Genomic DNA, 17837 nt, shown 5'->3' with positions numbered 1-17837 from the left:
TTGTTAACAATTGAAAAAATAAAGAGTGTTATTTACATAATTTTTAAAATGGTTTCTTCAGCAATGATGCAAAAAGCAGTTAAGCCAATAAACCAGCCCAAAGCTACTTTTAATTTTTCAGCATTTACTCTTTTTGATAATAAAGAGCCAAGTATAACGCCTATTGATGCGACAGCTGTAATAGGAATAATTAATGACCAATCAACGTGATGAGAGAAATAATCGCTTATGAAGCCAACGATAGACTGGATGGCTATAATAGCCAACGAAGTGCCTACAGCTTGTTTTATATCTAGTTTGCAGAAAACTATGAGTGCAGGAATGATGAGAAAGCCGCCTCCTACACCAATCATTGCGCTAAGAAACCCTACAACTATGCCGTTAATTGTTAGTAATATATTTTGATTAGAATTGTTGTTGATGTTTGAGTTTTGATGATGTTTTGCTCGATGACTTACAATACGATAAGAAGATGTGAGCATAATAAGTGCCAAAAGACACATGAGAAAAGTGTCTTTTGTAAATAGCATATTGCCTATACGAAAAAGAATATCTGGGATAATCGGTGCAATAAATATTTTAGTTATTACCACTGAAATTAGCGAGGGAATCCCGAAGTCGATAGCGGCTTTTTTATTAAAAAAACCTTGATTTATGTAAGATAATGAGCCAATTAGGCTGATGGATCCAACAATGAATAATGAGTATGTTGTTGCTGTGGAAACATCGATACGAAATAAATACACGAGGATGGGTAGGGTAAGGATACTTCCTCCTGCTCCCATTAAACCAAAAAGAATACCGATTATTACCCATAGAAATAGGCCTATTAATTCCATAATGATAAGTGCGTATAGCGTGATAGATCAGCCGTCCGAATGGAAAAGTCCATTTTTGGAAAAATGCTGATATGCAAATTTTCTAAAAGCTTCTGGTAGGTGCCCGATGACACCATGTGGACGAACAAAATAGAAGTTTCTCTCCATGTTAAAGTTCTCTACTTCGACAATTTCAAGTTCGCCACTTTTTAATTCTTTAGCAATAGCATGAATAGAGAGAAACGAGAAACAGTCTGTTTTTAATAAAAAGTTTTTTATACTTTCTGTACTGGCTAAATATACCTTCGCGTAAAGTCCTCTCCAATCGATACCGGCTTCAGTAAAAGCTTTGTAAATAACTTCATTTGTTCCCGATCCCTGTTCCCTAAAGATATATTCAAATTCTAGGAGGTCTTCTGGTAAAACACTATCCTTCCCAATTATTTTGGGGTTGCCGGCTCGTGTAACCAATACTACTTCGTCTTTAACAAAGGTTTCGTATTTCATGGATAAATTATCCGATAAGCCCTCTACAACTCCTAGATCAATAGTTTGATCTAGGAGTAAATCTTCTATTTGTCTAGAGTTCCCGTGGAGCACTTTTATACCTATGTTTGGAAAGCTTAGGTGAAACGATGCTAATATTTCAGGTAATATAAAGTGCGATAATGTCGTACTGGCCCCTAATCTCAGTTCGCCGGAAAGTACGCCATCTAGCATGGCTAGCTCGCAATTTAAATCCTCATAAACTGACGTCAGTCTAGTAGCATGGTTGAGAAGCAAACGCCCTGCTTTAGTAAGAATTAAAGTATGGCCCCTTCGCTCAAATAGGTTGCGCCCTGCTTGTATTTCTAACTCTTGAATGTTTTTACTAACAGCAGGTTGGGAGACATTCATCTCCTTTGCCGCCCTTGTAAAATTAAGATGTCGTGCAGCCGATATAAAAACTAATATTTTGAAATCAACATTTATCATCATCAATTTTACTAAAAATTATGAATAGGTTGCTAATCAATTTCAAACCCATATTTTTTATAAATTGCTTTGGCTTCGTCAGAAATGAGGTATTCTATAAATAAGTCAGCAGCCTCTGGTCTTGGTGCATTTTTTAGTCTACCTGCCCGATATGTCGATTTGATATTATGCTCCTGAGGAACTTCTACTTCTTCAACTGGGTTGCCGATCATTTTTTGATAGACGACTTCCGAAGTCCATACGGGGGCAACGTCACTATTTCCAAGGAGTATTCTTAAGGGGCTCTCCCTGTGGTGTATACGTGTTAAGAACGTAGATCCGTCCGTTACTTTTTTTTGCATTACGGTCTGATGTAAGGCTTCTCCGCCTGCTTTTTTGTAAGCTACTTCTATCTGCCGGCCAATGCCTTCCCATACAGGATTAGGCATGCTAACTCTTACTTTCTTACTTTGTAGATCAGCTAAGCTTTTTATTTTTTTTGGATTTCCTTTTGGAACCATTAAGCTGAGTTTGTTATAAGCATAAGTTTCTATACGACTAAAGCGATTCGCCATAGAGTCTATTCGGGATTTACCTGCTGTATATACATCAGGTTTGTGTGTGATTCTTAAATTCCCTATAGTCAATGACTCGCCTTCAATTTGTTTGGCTAGTATACCTGGAGGCAATGTTTCTGCAAAAATGCGTTCTATGTGTGGATGCCTTTTTTTAAATCCTTCTAATAGGTCATCGATACACATGAATTGGTTGCCCGCAAAGAACACAACTAACTGGGGATCGACTATATCTCCGTATAAATCAGGTACGTTGTTAATACCCTTAATGGTAAACTCAACTGACGATTTGGGTGGAGTGTTCCAGGGAGGATCATATCTATGTAGGTCCTGTTGTGCCTTTATATTTGTTGTTGTACTCACAGTAATGAAAAGTAATACTATGGTATATCTTAAGCCGCTGACTATTTTCATATGTATATAATTATTTGTGTATTATTTATGTACATGCTATTTCACGGTTATGTCTACTTGTGTATACATTGAAATATGCATGTTTTATGGTATTAAGTTATGGTTTTACAATAGACCAGCCTTCACCAGCTCTGATGACTAACTCCCCATTTCCGGTTGGCACGTAAGCTAAAAAGTCATAGAGTTCGCTTTTTTCGATTTTACGCTCTTTAAGAGTGTTTAAACATTGGGCAACAAGTACTCCTTGTTCAACTAGCCCTCTGATACCCTCTTCATATCCACTGTCTTTTTTAAATGCAGCCGTTCCTCCTGAAAAAGCAACAAGTTCGACTTGGACTTTGCCTTTAAGTCTAGGGTCATTTAATAGATTGTTAATGTTACGGATTGTTTTTTTGATGATTTCATCAGAACCTTGGTCCATCTGGTAGATAACCTTGTAAAGAGGCGCAGTCGCTGTTGCTCCTGTGAATGTTTTATTCCTTTGCAATGCGTCTTGGGCATTCGCTTTTATTGTGGAAAGAGATAATGTAATTAGTGTTAAAAAGATTAATGAGTATTTCATATGTATATAATTTAAAGTGTTACTTGTTAAAAGTTAAATGGACCTATTTTGTGTTGTTCTTGTGATATTTCGTCAGCATAAGGTGGATAAGGGCTGTCTTTTGGTTTTTTAGATAAATCGGGGTAGTCCAATTCTTTATTTGCTTTAACTGGTCTGCTGTGACTGTTTATATAAGCTGCAACATCATAGGCTTCTTCATCGGTAAGTAAAGGAGCGTCATGGGTTACACCTAAAGGCATATTTCCTTTTATAAATTTTGCAGCTGTTAATAGGCGAGCCATGCCTGCGCCATCATTGTAAGTGTCTTCCCCCCACAATGGTGGGTACATATAGCCTCCTTCTTTGTTGCCTACAGTGCCTGCCAGACCTTGACCGTCAGTTGCATGGCAAGAAGCACAGGAATTCTTATAAATCAACCCTCCATTTTTTAAATCAGCAGCACGGTCAGGTATGTTAAAGTCAACAAAGCCTTGGCCTTTAATGCGTTTTCCGACAACAACGTCTTTGCTTAAGTGCTTGATGTATGCCATCATCGCTCGCATTTCGGTGCTGTTAACATCAATGGATTTTCCGTTCATACTGCGTTCTAAGCAACCGTTGATACGTTCTTCTAATGACTCTACTTTGTTTTCGCGCCCGATATATATAGGAAACAAACCACTTAATCCTATATATGGTGCGGCGAAAGCTTTTGTGCCACCGTTAAGATGGCAGCTTGAACAAGCTAGTTTATTACCTGTTATTGCTTTTTCTGTATTGGGGCCTATCAATGCGTACGTTTCGGTAATAAGACGATGTCCTAAAGCGGCCATTTCGCCTTCCGGACTATCATCAAAAGGAGCAATTTCAAAATTATCTGGAATAGATGTAAGAATTGGTGAGCTGTCTTCTGTTGCAATCTCACTGTTCGGTTGTTCACCTGCAGTTAGATGAAGGTATAACGGTAGAAAAGCTAATGATAGAAGGCAGACTACAGTTAATAATTTAATATAGCTTAACGTCTTTTTAAGCTCGGATAACGGATTGTTGTTTATTTGTGGTTGTTTCATAGAACAAACTTCTAAAAAAAAGTGATGACATCAGAATGACAATTTTTTATTAACTATAACTTTTAGTTATAGCAAGAAGGTTGTTTAACAACTTTATGTTAGGGTGATTTTGGTCTAATTATGTTGATTGTCTGGATGAGTGATGTTTTATTATTGACCATATGTTTGTAACAGCTTTATCTTATAATCTATAAATAGCCTATGATTTTGAAATAGTTGAGATAGTTAATGGAATATGGAAGGATATTTATTATTAAATCTGTAGCCGAAGCCTAGCATTAAAAAGTTGGGCTCTTTGAAGTCCTTTAAGCTGTATCCTATATTAATAAATGCATTTCGGCTGATAGCAGTTTTTAGATTAACAATCTGGTAAGAACTGTTTAGGTCTCCTTTTCCATATAGGATATTGTATCCATGGCCCAGCCCTAAATTAAAATAGGGCATTGCGTATTCAAGCCTAACCGACAGCCCAGCAGCTAACTGTTGAGAGATCGGAGGTTTTATAAACTCTTGTTCTGTGCCGATAATGTAGTCTTTAGCATAAACGTTGGCGCTTCCGTCATGTACTAGGTCGAGCGCTGCGCCTAGACGAATTTTGTAACCTACATTGTACATAGGGTTGAAACTTCCTCCTAAAACCATGTAGTGGTCGGGAGAGGCTATTGCTTGGTCGAGATAGTTTACTCCTTTACGGCGCCATGAGCCAAATAAAGTTATATCATAACTCACATGACGATTGAAAAGAGGAGTAGTATTGTTGCTTGTTGTTTGTATCGTGGTGGCATACCTATTAAGATTATATGTTAAACCAAGCTTGGCATCCAACATATTCATCCCAGCATTTGGATACTCGGTATTACCGTTTGAAAAATGGGTGACACCAAGGCCTGTAAGTAGATCTATTTTTTTTGAGAGAGTCCAGTTGAAGTACAATTTCGCATTTAGATAGGCATTAATTTTTGACCCTATCAGATGATTGAGATGATTTGTACTATAATGATACGGACGCCAGCCAGTAGATATACCGAAGTTCCACTCATAGTTTAAAGATATGCTGTGATTGAAACGTACTATCTGTGCACCTTGAAATAAATAGATAGCAGTTGGATTGCCTAATTCTGCTTTATTGCCAAAGTTGTAGTGCCCTAGTCCTACTCCTTGATAGGAGCCTTTATATATTTTATTGATATTACTTTCAGGGTTAAACTGAAGAGCGTACTTCAAATGTCCTGAAAAGGCATTATTTATCTTTTTGTTTGCGAAATTTTCCCCACGCATGAAAGGGACATTTTTTAATGTAAACCCTGTTTGAAATTCTGCTTCTATGCGGTGTATAAATTTTTTATCAGAACTGATAGTGTCGGTGAGTGTTAGATCGAGATCGTCTATATGATTAATTGTCGCGCTGAGATGTTTTGTAAATAGTATCAGGCAAAAAGTTATAGCTATACACTTTATGAAGGTACATTGTAAATAATGCATGGGAAAAGACCTGATTTATTGTGTTTTCGAAAACCGCTGTAGGTGTTTAAATAGAATGAGTTTATTCATGGTGTTTTAAAAAAAATAATTCATAAAATAGTCGTTAATTTTTGTATAGTATTCTCAAAAATAGTAAACTTTTTGAGAATGAGGAGAGTGTTGCTATTAAGCAGTTGAATTTTGTATTTTTGAGACATGCTTAAAGTGCTTTTTATAGGTTTAGTGTGGCCAGAACCTACTTCTTCTGCTGCGGGGACAAGAATTCTTCAATTGGTGCGTATGTTTCAGGAGGCAAACTTCAATGTGCATTTTGTTTCCGCTGCAGGTCGCTCTCCCCATAGTTATCCATTGCATAGAGATGGAGTGCAGGAGAAGGCTATTTTACTTAATGACAGGAGTTTTGATGATTATTTAAAAAAGCTGCAGCCCGAGATTGTTGTTTATGATCGTTTTATTGTAGAAGAACAATTTGGTTGGAGGATTCGGGAGTATTGCCCAGAAGCATTAACTATCTTGGACACGGAAGATTTGCATTTTTTAAGAAAGGCAAGGGAGGAAGCTATAAAAAAGGATCAAGCATTAGACTGTTTTAATGACTTGGCTAAAAGAGAATTAGCTTCTTTATATAGAACTGATCTTTCTTTGTTGATCAGTAAAGCAGAGATTGATATTTTAGTCGAGCGTTTTGCTATACCTGAAGGTCAGTTGTATTATTTACCTTTTCTAGAGCGTAGGGTAGAAGATGTAGATGTAGATGCTTGGAATACCTTTGACCAACGTGAACATATTATGTTTATTGGTAATTTCCTCCATGAACCGAATTGGAATACGGTACAATTCCTTAAAACAAAAATATGGCCTTTGCTTAGAAAAGAACTTCCAAATGTTGAATTACATATTTATGGAGCATATGCTACGCAGAAGGTTTATCAGTTGCATCAGCCTAAAGAGCGTTTTTTTATTAAAGACAGAGCAGAAGATGTGTTGTCGACTATGTCTTTATATCGTTTGTTAGTGGCACCTATTCGATTTGGGGCAGGTATAAAAGGAAAGTTTATAGATGCGATGCGATCTGGAACTCCTTCTGTTACAACAAGTATGGGGGCAGAATCTATGACCTTGGAGGGACGTTGGGGGGGCGTTATAGAAGATGATATTGCCAAGTTTGTGCAGCAGACAGTTCTATTATATCAAAATGAAAAAATGTGGAAAGAGTCGCAACGCGAAGGACAAAGATTATTAAACGATAGGTTTGACAAAGAATTATATGAAAGCGATTTTATAGAGCATTTGTCGTATATGAAAGCACACTTAGATTCTTTTCGGTCTAAAAACTATATAGGTCAGATATTATCCAGTCAGCAGTTTAATAGCACGAAGTATATGGCTTTGTGGATTGAAGAAAAAAATAGAAATCGGTAAACCTATAGCGATACATTCTGTGTAAAGTATCAAAAAAGATACAATACCGTTTTGTTAGAGAGATAATAATAAGTTTTATATTTAGTTGCCTAATTAAGACCTAGGTTGAAAATATTGTAAACAAATAAGAGCCGATAATCTAATTATCAGGAGAGAGATTATGTCAGAATATCAAATTAAAGAGAGTCCAGAAGTGTATGATGCGATTATTGTGGGGTCAGGTGCAGGAGGAGGAATGGCGGGATACATTATGGCAGAAGCCGGATTGAAAGTATTAATGTTGGAGGCGGGTCCCTTTTATGACCCAGCAGTAGACTCGCTGCAGTTAAGATGGCCATGGGAATCTCCTCGGCGAGGCGCTTCTACTACAAGACCTTTTGGTGATTTTGATGCGGCTTACGGTGGTTGGCAATTGGAAGGAGAGCCTTATACAAAAGTGGCTGGTACTGAGTTTGATTGGTTCCGCGCAAGGATGTTAGGAGGACGTACAAATCATTGGGGGCGAATATCGCTGAGAATGGGGCCGGACGACTTTAAGCCAACCGATGGGATGACGGAGGAATGGCCAATAGGCTATGAGGATGTTAAACCTTTTTACGACCGTGTTGATCGTATGATTGGTATATATGGAACTGTTGAGGGGATTAGAAACGAACCTGATGGTATTTTTATGAAACCACCTAAACCAAGGCTGAATGAATTGTACATTGCAAAAGGAGCAAAAAAAGCTGGGGTTCCTGTAATAGCAGGACGAGGAGCGGTCTTAACAGAGGCTTCTTCTGAAATTAAAGGGAGGGGTGTGTGTTTTTATTGTGGACAATGTGGAAGAGCTTGTAAGGTCTATGGTGACTTTTCGTCATCATCTTGTTTAGTCATACCGGCAATGAAAACAGGCAATCTAAAACTTATTGATAATGCGATGGTTAGAGAAGTGCTAACTAACGATGAAGGAATGGCAACAGGTGTTTCTTATGTGGATACTAAAACTTTACAGGAGTATAGTGTGCGGGGCAAAACAGTTATCTTAGGAGCAAGTGCTTGCGAAAGTGCACGAATAATGCTGAATTCTAAATCAGCCGCGCATCCCGGAGGCGTTGGCAACTCTTCTGGTTTGGTTGGACGTTATTTGCATGACTCTACAGGAGCTGGAGTGGGGGCCGTTATTCCACAACTGCTCGATCGTAAGAGGTATAATGAAGATGGTACCGGATCTGTACATATTTATTCACCATGGTGGGAAGATAATAAAAAACTGAATTTTCCGAGAGGTTATCATATAGAATATTCGGGAGGTTTGGGAATGCCTTCTTATGGTTCGCTGAATTGGGTGCCAAGTGTAAATGGTCATATTGGAGGACAGAAGGAGAGAGGTGGTTATGGTAAGGAATTAAAAGAAGATTACCGTAAATTTTATGGTGCTAATATATACTTATCAGGTAGAGGAACAGCGCTAGCGAGAAAAGATAATTACTGTGAGATTGACCCCTCCCGAGTGGATAAATATGGGATTCCTGTTTTAAGGTTTCATTATAAATGGCATAACGAGGAAATATTGCAAGCCAAACATATGCAAGAAACATTCCAGTCAATTATACATGAAATGGGGGCTGTTGTGACCTCTACTATACATGGTCCTGATACTATGTACGGGTTGGAAGCGCCAGGGAAAATTATACATGAAGGAGGAACAACCCGAATGGGAAATGATCCTAAAAGTTCCGTATTAAATAAATGGGGGCAGGCACATGATTGTAAAAACTTATATGTCGTTGATGCCGGTCCATTTGTACAGCAAGGAGATAAAAATTTGACATGGACTATATTGGCTCTGTCAATGCGTACGACAGAGTATATATTGGAAGAAAAGAAAAAATTAAATAGCTAAAACAAGTGTAAAATAGAGCTTGGGACTCTTAAATTAGTGAAGAGGAATAGGCTCACGGAGTAAATATACACACATATGAATAGAAGAGAATCGCTTAGAGCCCTTGGGTTGATAGCTGCAGGGACAGGTGTGTTGGCAACAGCATGTAAGACTGGTAATGATAAAGTAGAAACAGTAGAGCTTGGAGATAAACTTGCAGGGGTAGAAGATTGGGAGCATGAGCGCAATGCGAAGTTGTATGCAGAGAAGTTTTTTACTGATCATGAAATGGCGACTATAACTGTATTGGCTGATATAATTATTCCTAAAGATGATATCTCGGCTAGTGCTTCCGAAGCTGGAGTGCCAGATTTCATTGAATTTATAGTAAAGGATCTGCCTGATAATAAGGTGCCGATGCGCGGAGGGTTAAAGTGGATGGATTTGCAAGCACATAAAAGATATGACAATGTCTTTATTAAGTGTAATGTAGAGCAACAATTGGCTATTGTAGATGATATTGCTTATCCTGATAAAGTGAAGCCAGGTATGGAGCAAGGAGTTGCATTTTTTTCTTTGATGAGGAATTTAACTTCTTCAGGATTCTACACAAGTGAGATAGGGGTTAAAGATATTGGATATGTAGGAAATAAACCCGGTGTATGGACTGGTGTTCCAGAAGACGTATTGAAGGAGCATGGTTTTGATACAGAAGCATTTTTTGGATAATATATCCTCAACAGATTTATAAGATAGAGTAGTAAACTAATTTATTCAAAATGTTTTTAAGAGAACAGGTCACTTACTAATAATGTAAGTGACCTGTTCTCTTAAAAAACTTAGTTCCTAGGATATTTTAAGCAAGGTTTAGTCTATATATGTTCTTGTATTCTGGTCAAAAAATGTAATTTAGCTGGATGAAAAAAATTACCAATAACCTATTATTTCGCGTTATTGTGGCAATTGTTTTAGGCGTGGGATTGGGCACAATCATGCCTGATTGGCTAGGGCGCTTTTTTGCAACATTTAACGGCATTTTTGATCAGCTTCTAAAGTTTTTAATTCCTTTGATTATAGTGGGACTTATTGTTCCGGCTATTGCGAAGTTAGGTGATGCAGCAGGGAAGCTTTTGTTAGCTACTGTAGGTATTGCTTATGGCTCAACACTATTTGCCGGATTGTCTACTTACGGCATTAGTATGTCTGTTTTTCCTAAGCTATTGGAAAGTCAGATTAATGAGCCAATTAAAGAGAGTTCTAGTGCTGCTTTTGAGCCTTATTTTTCAATAGAGTTTCTTCCATTTTTTGATGTAATGCCTGCTTTGGTTTTTGCTTTTTTAGTAGGGATTGGGCTTGCAAGATTAGGAACTTCAACACTAGGTCAGGTTGCTGAAGATTTTGGTAATATTATATCGTTTTTGATTGAAAAACTAATAATCCCTTTATTACCACTTTTTATTTTTGGTATTTTCTTAGATATGACTCACGCAGGTAAGGTGACAGCTATATTGCATGTTTTTCTTAAAATAATTGGAGTTATTTTTCTTATGCATATCCTACTTCTAGTATTTCAGTTTATTATTGCAGGCGCCTTTGCTAAGAAAAACCCATTTAAATTATTAGGAACCATGATGCCTGCGTATTTTACGGCTTTAGGTACGCAGTCATCAGCTGCAACCATTCCCGTAACGTTGGCACAGGCAAAGAAAGCAGGTGTCCATGACGAGATCGCTGATTTTAGTGTTCCGCTTTGTGCGACTATACATTTAGCAGGTAGCACGCTTAAAATTGTTGCCTGTGTTATAGCGCTTATGTTGATGCAAGGAATGAGTGTTGAGTTCGTGCCTATGTTAGGATTTATAGCTATGCTCGGGGTTACAATGATTGCTGCTCCCGGAGTGCCAGGGGGGGCAATTATGGCGGCTATCGGTATTATTTCTTCTATGTTAGGTTTTGATGCAGAGAATCAGGCTTTGATGATTTCTTTATATATCGCAATGGATAGTTTTGGAACTGCTTGTAACGTGACTGGTGATGGTGCTATCGCTATTGTATTGAGCTCAATCTTTAAAAAGGTAGAAGAATAGGTGTTTGAAAAACAACTTTATTTTAAAAGACAAATGGAGGCCTACAGCTAATAAGTGGCCTCCATTTGTCTTTTAAAAGATTAATCTGCTAATGCTTTTTTTATTTGTGGGGCTATTTTTGTTCCATAAATTTCAATAGCCTTCATCATATCTTTATGATCCGGGCTACCCATGTCCATATGCGCAGAAAAGCGAGTTAAGCCAAACATCTCTATAATGTGTAATATCTTATCCGCAGATTCATTAGCATCACCTACCACGAGGTGTCCATGAATAGATCTGCCGAAATCATACTGTGCACGCTGATATGGCGGCCATCCACGTGAAACACCTATGCGGTTCATTTGAGCTTCATATATAGGGTAGTGTTTATCAGTAAGCTCTTTCGTGTTTTCACCGAAGAAAGAATGTATATGAACACCAACCTGTAGGTCTTTTATGTCATGTCCATGGTCTACCCAAGCTTGTTCATAGACTTCAAAAAGAGGTCTGAAATTTTCTGTCGTACCACCAATGATTGCGAACATAACTGGCAACCCTAGTTTTGCTGCACGAATAACAGAGGAGGTTGTGCCGCCAACAGCTACCCATATCGGCATAGACTTATTTACCGGACGCGGGAATATCTCTTGATTGATTAACGGTCTACGGAATTTGCCTGACCATGTAATAGTATCCATCTTATTTAAACGGGTAAGTAAATCCAGCTTTTCATCGAAAAGTTCTGCATAATCTTTTAGGTCATATCCAAATAATGGAAAAGATTCAATAAAAGACCCTCTTCCTGCCATAATTTCGGCGCGACCATTAGAAAGTATATCCACTGTAGTGAAGTCTTGAAATAACTTTACAGGGTCAGCAGAGCTTAATACAGAAACTGCACTACCTAATTTAATGTTTTTCGTAACAGTAGAGGCTGCTGCTAGTATGATTTCAGGCGAAGCCACAGCATAATCTGCTCGATGGTGTTCACCCATGCCAAAGAAATCTAAACCAACTTCGTCCATTAATTTAATTTCTTCGATAATTTCCCGCATACGTACAGCTGCAGGTTGTATTTGCCCTGTAGTCGGATCTACCTGTAGATCACCGAACATACCAATACCTAATTCTATCATATTTTTTTCCTTTCTATCACAAAGATATATTGTGTGAGATGATCGTACATTGATCTACATCAAGAAGTAATAAAAAAGTATATTGTTTTAATTAGCCGTGGATATATTCTTTTTTTCCATAATTTTGGATTAATTGCCCTTCAAAATCTAGCCATTCTTTCCATCTTTTGTCTACATCTACATCAATCGTATATTTTTTCGCGAAATTTAAAAAAGTAGTGTAATGGTTGGCTTCGGATACCATTAAGTCATAATAAAACTTGGATAGTTTTTCATCTTTTATATTTTGAGATAAGACGCGAAAACGCTCACAACTCCTAGCCTCTATCATTGCTGCAAATAATAGTCTGTCAATAAAAGCTTGATTACGCGAACCGTCTTTTTTAGAAAATTTCATGAGCTGGCCGACATAATCGTCCTTTTGTTCACGACCTAGAGTGTAACCTCTTTCTTTTATTAATTCAATAACCATTTTAAAGTGCTCCATTTCTTCGAGAGCAATTGCAGTTAACTCATGCACTAGATCTTCGTGCTCTGGATTTTGTGTGATTAGAGAAATAGCATTAGACGCTGCTTTTTGCTCGCACCATGCATGGTCTGTTAGAATTTCATCTAAGTTAGCCTCCGCTATATTTGCCCAACGTGGGTCTGTCAATAATTTTAAACCTAACATATACTTTGTTTTTACATCAATTTCAAACTTACGCAAATTCATTTTATATGCGTAATTCTGTTTGTTTGTGTATGATATTTGATCTAATGTAAAGTTATTATAGACTAGTGAAGCGTAAAATTATTTATAGGATAACAAGAAAGTGTTTTATTTTTTTGCTGTATCTTTGTGTCGTGGTGAATAAGAGTAAAACGATTGATATCAGAAGCTTAACTTTAGAACAGTTGAAGGGAAAGCTTGTAGAAATGGGGGAACAGGGTTTCCGAGCTAAACAAATATATGAATGGCTATGGGTTAAGTCTTGTACGAATTTTGATGAAATGAGCAATTTAAGTCTTGCACTTCGTGATAAGCTTAAAGAGAATTTTGCTATTAACGCTGTTCAGGTTCGTCAGTCTCAGGTAAGTAATGATAAAACAATTAAAAGTAGTTTTACCTTATTCGATGGAAATATTATTGAAGGAGTTTTAATACCTGCTCCTGAACGGATGACCGCTTGTGTGAGTTCGCAAGTTGGTTGTAGTTTAACTTGTAAATTTTGTGCAACAGGTTATATGGATCGCAAGCGTAATCTTAATGCGGATGAGATATATGATCAGGTTGTGCTTATTGCAGAACAAGCGCAGAAAAATTATGAGCAGCCGCTAACAAATATTGTTTATATGGGAATGGGAGAGCCATTATTAAATTATAGCAATATGATGCGGTCTATAGATCGGATAACCTCTGCAGACGGATTGAATATGGCAGCTAAGCGTATTACTGTTTCGACAGCAGGTATTGCAAAAATGATTAAGAAGCTAGGCGATGATGATGTGCGTTTTAATCTTGCATTGTCTTTACATGCAGCAAATGATGAAAAGAGAAATGAGATTATGCCGATCAATGAACAAAACTCATTGAAATCTTTAAGTGAAGCATTAAAGTATTATTATGCAAAAACAAAGAATCCAGTTACCTTTGAATACATTGTGTTTCATAATTTTAATGACGAACTGGAAGATGCTAAGGAGTTGGCCCGCTTCTGTAAGCATGTCCCTTGTAAAGTAAATATCATAGAATATAACCCAATTGCTTTAGCAGATTTTGTGAATGCCGAAGCAGATAAAATAGATCAATTTGCTGCATATTTGCGAACACAGGGAATAATTACCAATGTGCGGCGTAGTAGAGGAAAAGATATTGATGCTGCCTGTGGACAGTTAGCTATCAAGGAAAAAGGAGTAGAGTCGATTTCATAAGAGCAAGTTATGTACAAATCAGGCCCATATTGATAGCAAAAGATGGGTTATATTGTTCATAGATAATAATTTATGTAACTTTATAAACACCATCAGTAAACTTAAGATGCTAATAAAGCGAGCTTGGGACAGTTTTCTTTCTCTTTTATTCCCTGATATTTGTATAGCTTGTGAAAATGTCTTGATTAATCAAGAGTTTTTTATCTGCACAGCATGTAATTATCATTTGCCAATTAATGATCATCATGTGGTGCAACGTAATGCGGCTTATCAAAGGCTTTTAGGGAAATCTGAGATTGATATGGCGTGGTCATATCTTTCTTTTACGAAGAATTCCAGAACACAGAAGTTAATTCATAGCTTAAAGTATCATAGAGCGTTTAAAGTAGGGGAAATATTTGGAATAAAACTCGGAAAGCAAATACTAGCATCTCATTATTATACTGAAATTGATCTTATTGTGCCTATTCCTATCCATAAAAGTAAGCTGCGAAATCGAAGTTATAATCAAAGTGATTTTATAGCTCAGGGTTTAGCAATTGCGATTGGTAAACCTATAAATAATACAGATCTTGTCAGGCTTATAAATACTCAAAGTCAAACAGAAAAAGGGCGGTTAGATCGATATGACAATGTTTTAGATGTGTTTGGCTGTATAAATACAGAAAGTTTTAAGGGTAAACATATACTTTTGGTAGATGATGTTCTTACGACTGGCGCAACAATGGCAGCTGCAGCAAATACTCTTTTAGAAGCTTGTGATTGTAAGGTGTCAGTGGCTACTTTGGCTATCGCGTAGCTTAACTTTTTTTACCACCTAGAGCTGAAGGACAATCGCAACCTCGTTTAAAGGCTGAGCAAGATTGTAGGCATATATTGCTCATCGCAAGAGCTAATAATAAGAATAAAAAGATCTTTTTTGTCACGACTTTTATTTATTTCGAAAAAATATTAGGTAGCTAAATAATGCCATTCCGATACCAACGAAGTCTGCGAATATATCCCACCAGTCCGCTTGCCTACCTGTGTCTAAATAATATTGTAATAGCTCTGTGGCGAAGGCGAAAAAAGAAGTAATCAGAAGTGTATAAAAGAAGTTTTTTACTTTTGATATCGCCGTATTTGATTGTGTTGTGAAACCTTGTAATAAGAAAACAGTCAGCAAAAAAAACGAACCACAATGAGCCAGTTTATCAAAACCTTCAAAAAGACCTACGCTAGGGACATTATTTGAAGGCATGCCCATTAATATAAGCATAATAGTGGCCCAAACGATAGCCCAAATATAGTTGAATACGTACTTCATACTTTGTCCTGCAAATGTCGGATTAATCGTTGAATATACAAAAACCTATAGTTTAAAAATTACAATTGTTTTTTATTTTAAAAATATACAGCTGATAATGAGTGGCTTGATGTTCTATTCGTGTTTATTATAGTACTATGTATTGCATAGTACTATAATAAACATATATCTTTGTATAGTTATGATAGCAGAAAATACGCAAACCCAGATGAGGAAGGGAATACTAGATTATTGTATTCTTTCTATAATTTCCCGAGGAGAGATCTATGCATCAGATATAATAAGTGAATTAAAAGAAGCGCAACTTTTGGTTGTAGAAGGAACGCTGTATCCCTTGTTAAACCGATTAAAGAACAATGGTCTTTTAAGTTATAACTGGCAAGAATCTACAGGAGGTCCGCCTCGTAAATATTACCAGATTACAGATATGGGCAGAGAAGTTTTAGCCCGCTTGGATGTGACCTGGCGAGAGTTGGTGTTTGCTGTAGAAACATCATTAAAAGGAAAAAAATAATTATAAGTACTCAACTAATATATTAAATAAAGAAATGAACAGGACAATAATTATAAATATAAACAGTATCGTTTTTCATATCGAAGAAGATGCTTATGAGGCATTGCGGTCCTATATGATTGATATTAAAAGACATTTTGGGAACAGAGAAGGGAGTAAAGAGATTTTAGAAGATATCGAGAATCGAATTGCTGAAATGTTTAATGAGCGTATTGAGAGCGGACGAAAAGAAGTTATTAATATGCTAGATGTGCAAGAGGTTATTGGGCGTATGGGGCGAGTTAGTGATTTTGAAGGTGAAGAAGATATAGAGGAAAAAGAGCATGAATATTACTCTGCAGAGAAGCCTTTGGGATCAACTTTCGAGACCGGAAAAAAGCTAATGCGTGATTCTGAGGATAAAATACTAGGGGGGGTATGTAGTGGGCTGGGGCATTATTTTGGGATGGAAGCCCGTTGGATTCGTCTCTTAGTTATTTTATTTGTTTTGATTGGGGGATCTGGTGTATTAGTCTATATTGTTTTATGGATGGTTATGCCGGAGGCGGCAACCAGAGCTGATAGAATGTCGATGAGGGGCGAAGTTCCAAATTTACAAAACTTCAAAAAATCATTTGATGAGGAAGGTGGTTCTTTCGCAGATAAGTTATCAGGAGCGGGAGAGCATTTGAGTCGTGGAGCGAAAAGCGCAGGCGGTATGTTGGGGGGATGTCTTAGTTTGATTGGGAAATTAATTGCCTGGTGTATCTTGCTAGTTACAGGTCTGAGTATTGTGGGATTTGTTATTTTTTATGTGTTTAACATGATGAATCTTTTCGGGCTGGAGAATCCGATAGTATTCCCACCCTTGGAGGTTTTAGGAAGGGAAGATGCGGTTGTCGCTTTGACATTCGGATTTTTAGCTTTATTAATTCCTTTTGTAGCATTCTTTTTATTATTAGTTCGGATTCTTTTTAAAACAGAAAAATTAAACAATTATGCATCACTAACTATGTTTGCGGTTTGGATTGTTTCTGTGGTTGGCGTAATATACTATTGCATCTATGCAAATCAGGATTTTAGAGAGAAAAGTACAATTAATGTGCAGAAAGATATTGCCACAGAAGATATATATGTGTTTACGGAAAATGATATTCGCACATTGGATGCTAATGATAAAGATGCGCCAAAATCTAAGTTTTATAATAGATTTGAGGGGCAGGATTTAAGAAATTATATGCGTAGTGATATCGCTATTAATTTTGCCAGTTTAGATTCTTTGACTCAGCCATATATCCAGTATAGCTATTCGGCCAAAGGTAAAACTTATCAATTAGCAGCAGAGCGCGCAGGTAATATTAAATATTCAGCAATACAAGAAGGTAAGAAAATCTTATTTCCAAGTCATTTTATATTGGAAGGAAGCCCATTGTCTCGGGATCAGCAGGTGCGTGTAACTGTGTTTCTTCCGAAAGGAGCAAAAGTCGTTTTGAATAATGAAATTAGAAGCAAAACATGGTCTGTTAATTATGGAAACTGCTTGAATAATTATGGAGAAGGTGTAGAACCCAATTATACGGAATGGATTATGACTGATAAGGGGCTAATTTGTGCTGTAGAAGCTCCTTCTGTTAAGGAAAAGGAAGAAGCTGAAGAGAAAAAAGGCGAAGGAAACATTGAGTCAGAGGTGCGTGTAGGGGAAGGTATTGTTGTTGAAACGACAATTAATTAATTTTTTAAGTACTCTGTTCTATGTTATCATTACTCTAACAATATTAT

Annotated in this window: 17 protein-coding genes; 8 read left to right on the top strand and 9 right to left on the bottom strand. The window is 37.1% G+C overall.

The window, feature by feature from the left end; translation table 11 throughout:
- Positions 1-32 precede the first annotated feature (32 nt).
- The 6 genes from ORI89_RS03210 to ORI89_RS03185 all read right to left on the bottom strand — a co-directional run bounded on the left by ORI89_RS03210 (position 33) and on the right by ORI89_RS03185 (position 5650).
- Positions 33-839, bottom strand: a complete 807-nt coding sequence (locus tag ORI89_RS03210) for a sulfite exporter TauE/SafE family protein (RefSeq protein WP_268228983.1) — start codon at positions 837-839, stop codon at positions 33-35.
- Between the two features lie 27 nt (positions 840-866).
- Entirely contained in the window at positions 867-1796 is a 930-nt protein-coding gene (locus ORI89_RS03205; protein ID WP_268228982.1) for a LysR substrate-binding domain-containing protein, read from the bottom strand.
- A gap of 29 nt (positions 1797-1825) precedes the next feature.
- On the bottom strand, positions 1826-2761 hold the full coding sequence (locus tag ORI89_RS03200) for a molybdate ABC transporter substrate-binding protein (RefSeq protein WP_268228981.1): 936 nt from the start codon (positions 2759-2761) through the stop codon (positions 1826-1828).
- A gap of 97 nt (positions 2762-2858) precedes the next feature.
- On the bottom strand, positions 2859-3323 hold the full coding sequence (locus ORI89_RS03195) for a DsrE family protein (RefSeq protein WP_268228980.1): 465 nt from the start codon (positions 3321-3323) through the stop codon (positions 2859-2861).
- A 26-nt stretch (positions 3324-3349) separates the two neighbouring features.
- Positions 3350-4372, bottom strand: a complete 1023-nt coding sequence (locus ORI89_RS03190) for a c-type cytochrome (protein WP_268228979.1) — start codon at positions 4370-4372, stop codon at positions 3350-3352.
- A 225-nt stretch (positions 4373-4597) separates the two neighbouring features.
- On the bottom strand, positions 4598-5650 hold the full coding sequence (locus ORI89_RS03185; RefSeq protein WP_268228978.1) for an acyloxyacyl hydrolase: 1053 nt from the start codon (positions 5648-5650) through the stop codon (positions 4598-4600).
- A gap of 399 nt (positions 5651-6049) precedes the next feature.
- Between ORI89_RS03185 and ORI89_RS03180 the strand changes: the two genes are divergently transcribed.
- The 4 genes from ORI89_RS03180 (at position 6050) to ORI89_RS03165 (ending at position 11227) form a co-directional block, all read left to right on the top strand.
- Complete coding sequence (locus ORI89_RS03180) at positions 6050-7276, top strand: glycosyltransferase (RefSeq protein ID WP_268228977.1); 1227 nt, start codon at positions 6050-6052, stop codon at positions 7274-7276.
- Positions 7277-7436: 160 nt separating this feature from the next.
- Entirely contained in the window at positions 7437-9161 is a 1725-nt protein-coding gene (locus ORI89_RS03175; RefSeq protein WP_268228976.1) for a GMC oxidoreductase, read from the top strand.
- A gap of 75 nt (positions 9162-9236) precedes the next feature.
- Positions 9237-9869, top strand: a complete 633-nt coding sequence (locus tag ORI89_RS03170; protein ID WP_268228975.1) for a gluconate 2-dehydrogenase subunit 3 family protein — start codon at positions 9237-9239, stop codon at positions 9867-9869.
- A gap of 188 nt (positions 9870-10057) precedes the next feature.
- On the top strand, positions 10058-11227 hold the full coding sequence (locus tag ORI89_RS03165; protein WP_268228974.1) for a dicarboxylate/amino acid:cation symporter: 1170 nt from the start codon (positions 10058-10060) through the stop codon (positions 11225-11227).
- A gap of 80 nt (positions 11228-11307) precedes the next feature.
- On the opposite strand, the gene ORI89_RS03160 is transcribed toward ORI89_RS03165, so the two are convergent.
- Entirely contained in the window at positions 11308-12345 is a 1038-nt protein-coding gene (locus ORI89_RS03160) for an LLM class flavin-dependent oxidoreductase (RefSeq protein ID WP_326494299.1), read from the bottom strand.
- Between the two features lie 91 nt (positions 12346-12436).
- A complete protein-coding gene (locus ORI89_RS03155; RefSeq protein WP_268229124.1) occupies positions 12437-13018 on the bottom strand; it encodes a tRNA-(ms[2]io[6]A)-hydroxylase in 582 nt (193 codons plus the stop codon).
- Between the two features lie 176 nt (positions 13019-13194).
- Here ORI89_RS03155 and rlmN point away from each other — a divergent pair, with 176 nt between their 5' ends.
- A complete protein-coding gene (rlmN, locus tag ORI89_RS03150; RefSeq protein ID WP_268228973.1) occupies positions 13195-14259 on the top strand; it encodes a 23S rRNA (adenine(2503)-C(2))-methyltransferase RlmN in 1065 nt (354 codons plus the stop codon).
- A gap of 106 nt (positions 14260-14365) precedes the next feature.
- Positions 14366-15058, top strand: coding sequence for a ComF family protein (locus tag ORI89_RS03145; protein ID WP_268228972.1), 693 nt, complete (start codon positions 14366-14368; stop codon positions 15056-15058).
- Positions 15059-15190: 132 nt separating this feature from the next.
- Here ORI89_RS03145 and ORI89_RS03140 read toward each other — a convergent pair whose 3' ends face one another.
- Positions 15191-15565 carry a VanZ family protein gene (locus ORI89_RS03140; protein ID WP_268228971.1) on the bottom strand — a complete coding sequence of 125 codons (375 nt, stop codon included), beginning with the start codon at positions 15563-15565 and terminating at the stop codon, positions 15191-15193.
- A 181-nt stretch (positions 15566-15746) separates the two neighbouring features.
- On the opposite strand from ORI89_RS03140, the gene ORI89_RS03135 reads away from it, so the two are divergent.
- Positions 15747-16079 (top strand): PadR family transcriptional regulator, encoded by a 333-nt coding sequence (locus ORI89_RS03135; RefSeq protein ID WP_268228970.1) that lies wholly within the window; start codon positions 15747-15749, stop codon positions 16077-16079.
- Between the two features lie 34 nt (positions 16080-16113).
- Positions 16114-17790, top strand: a complete 1677-nt coding sequence (locus tag ORI89_RS03130; RefSeq protein WP_268228969.1) for a PspC domain-containing protein — start codon at positions 16114-16116, stop codon at positions 17788-17790.
- The last annotated feature ends 47 nt before the right edge of the window (positions 17791-17837 follow it).

The sequence above is a fragment of the Sphingobacterium sp. UT-1RO-CII-1 genome, assembly GCF_026711005.1.
Classification (GTDB): Bacteria; Bacteroidota; Bacteroidia; order Sphingobacteriales; family Sphingobacteriaceae; genus Sphingobacterium.
The sequence above is the reverse complement of the archived record's forward strand: the minus strand, read 5'-3'. Positions and strand labels throughout refer to the sequence as shown.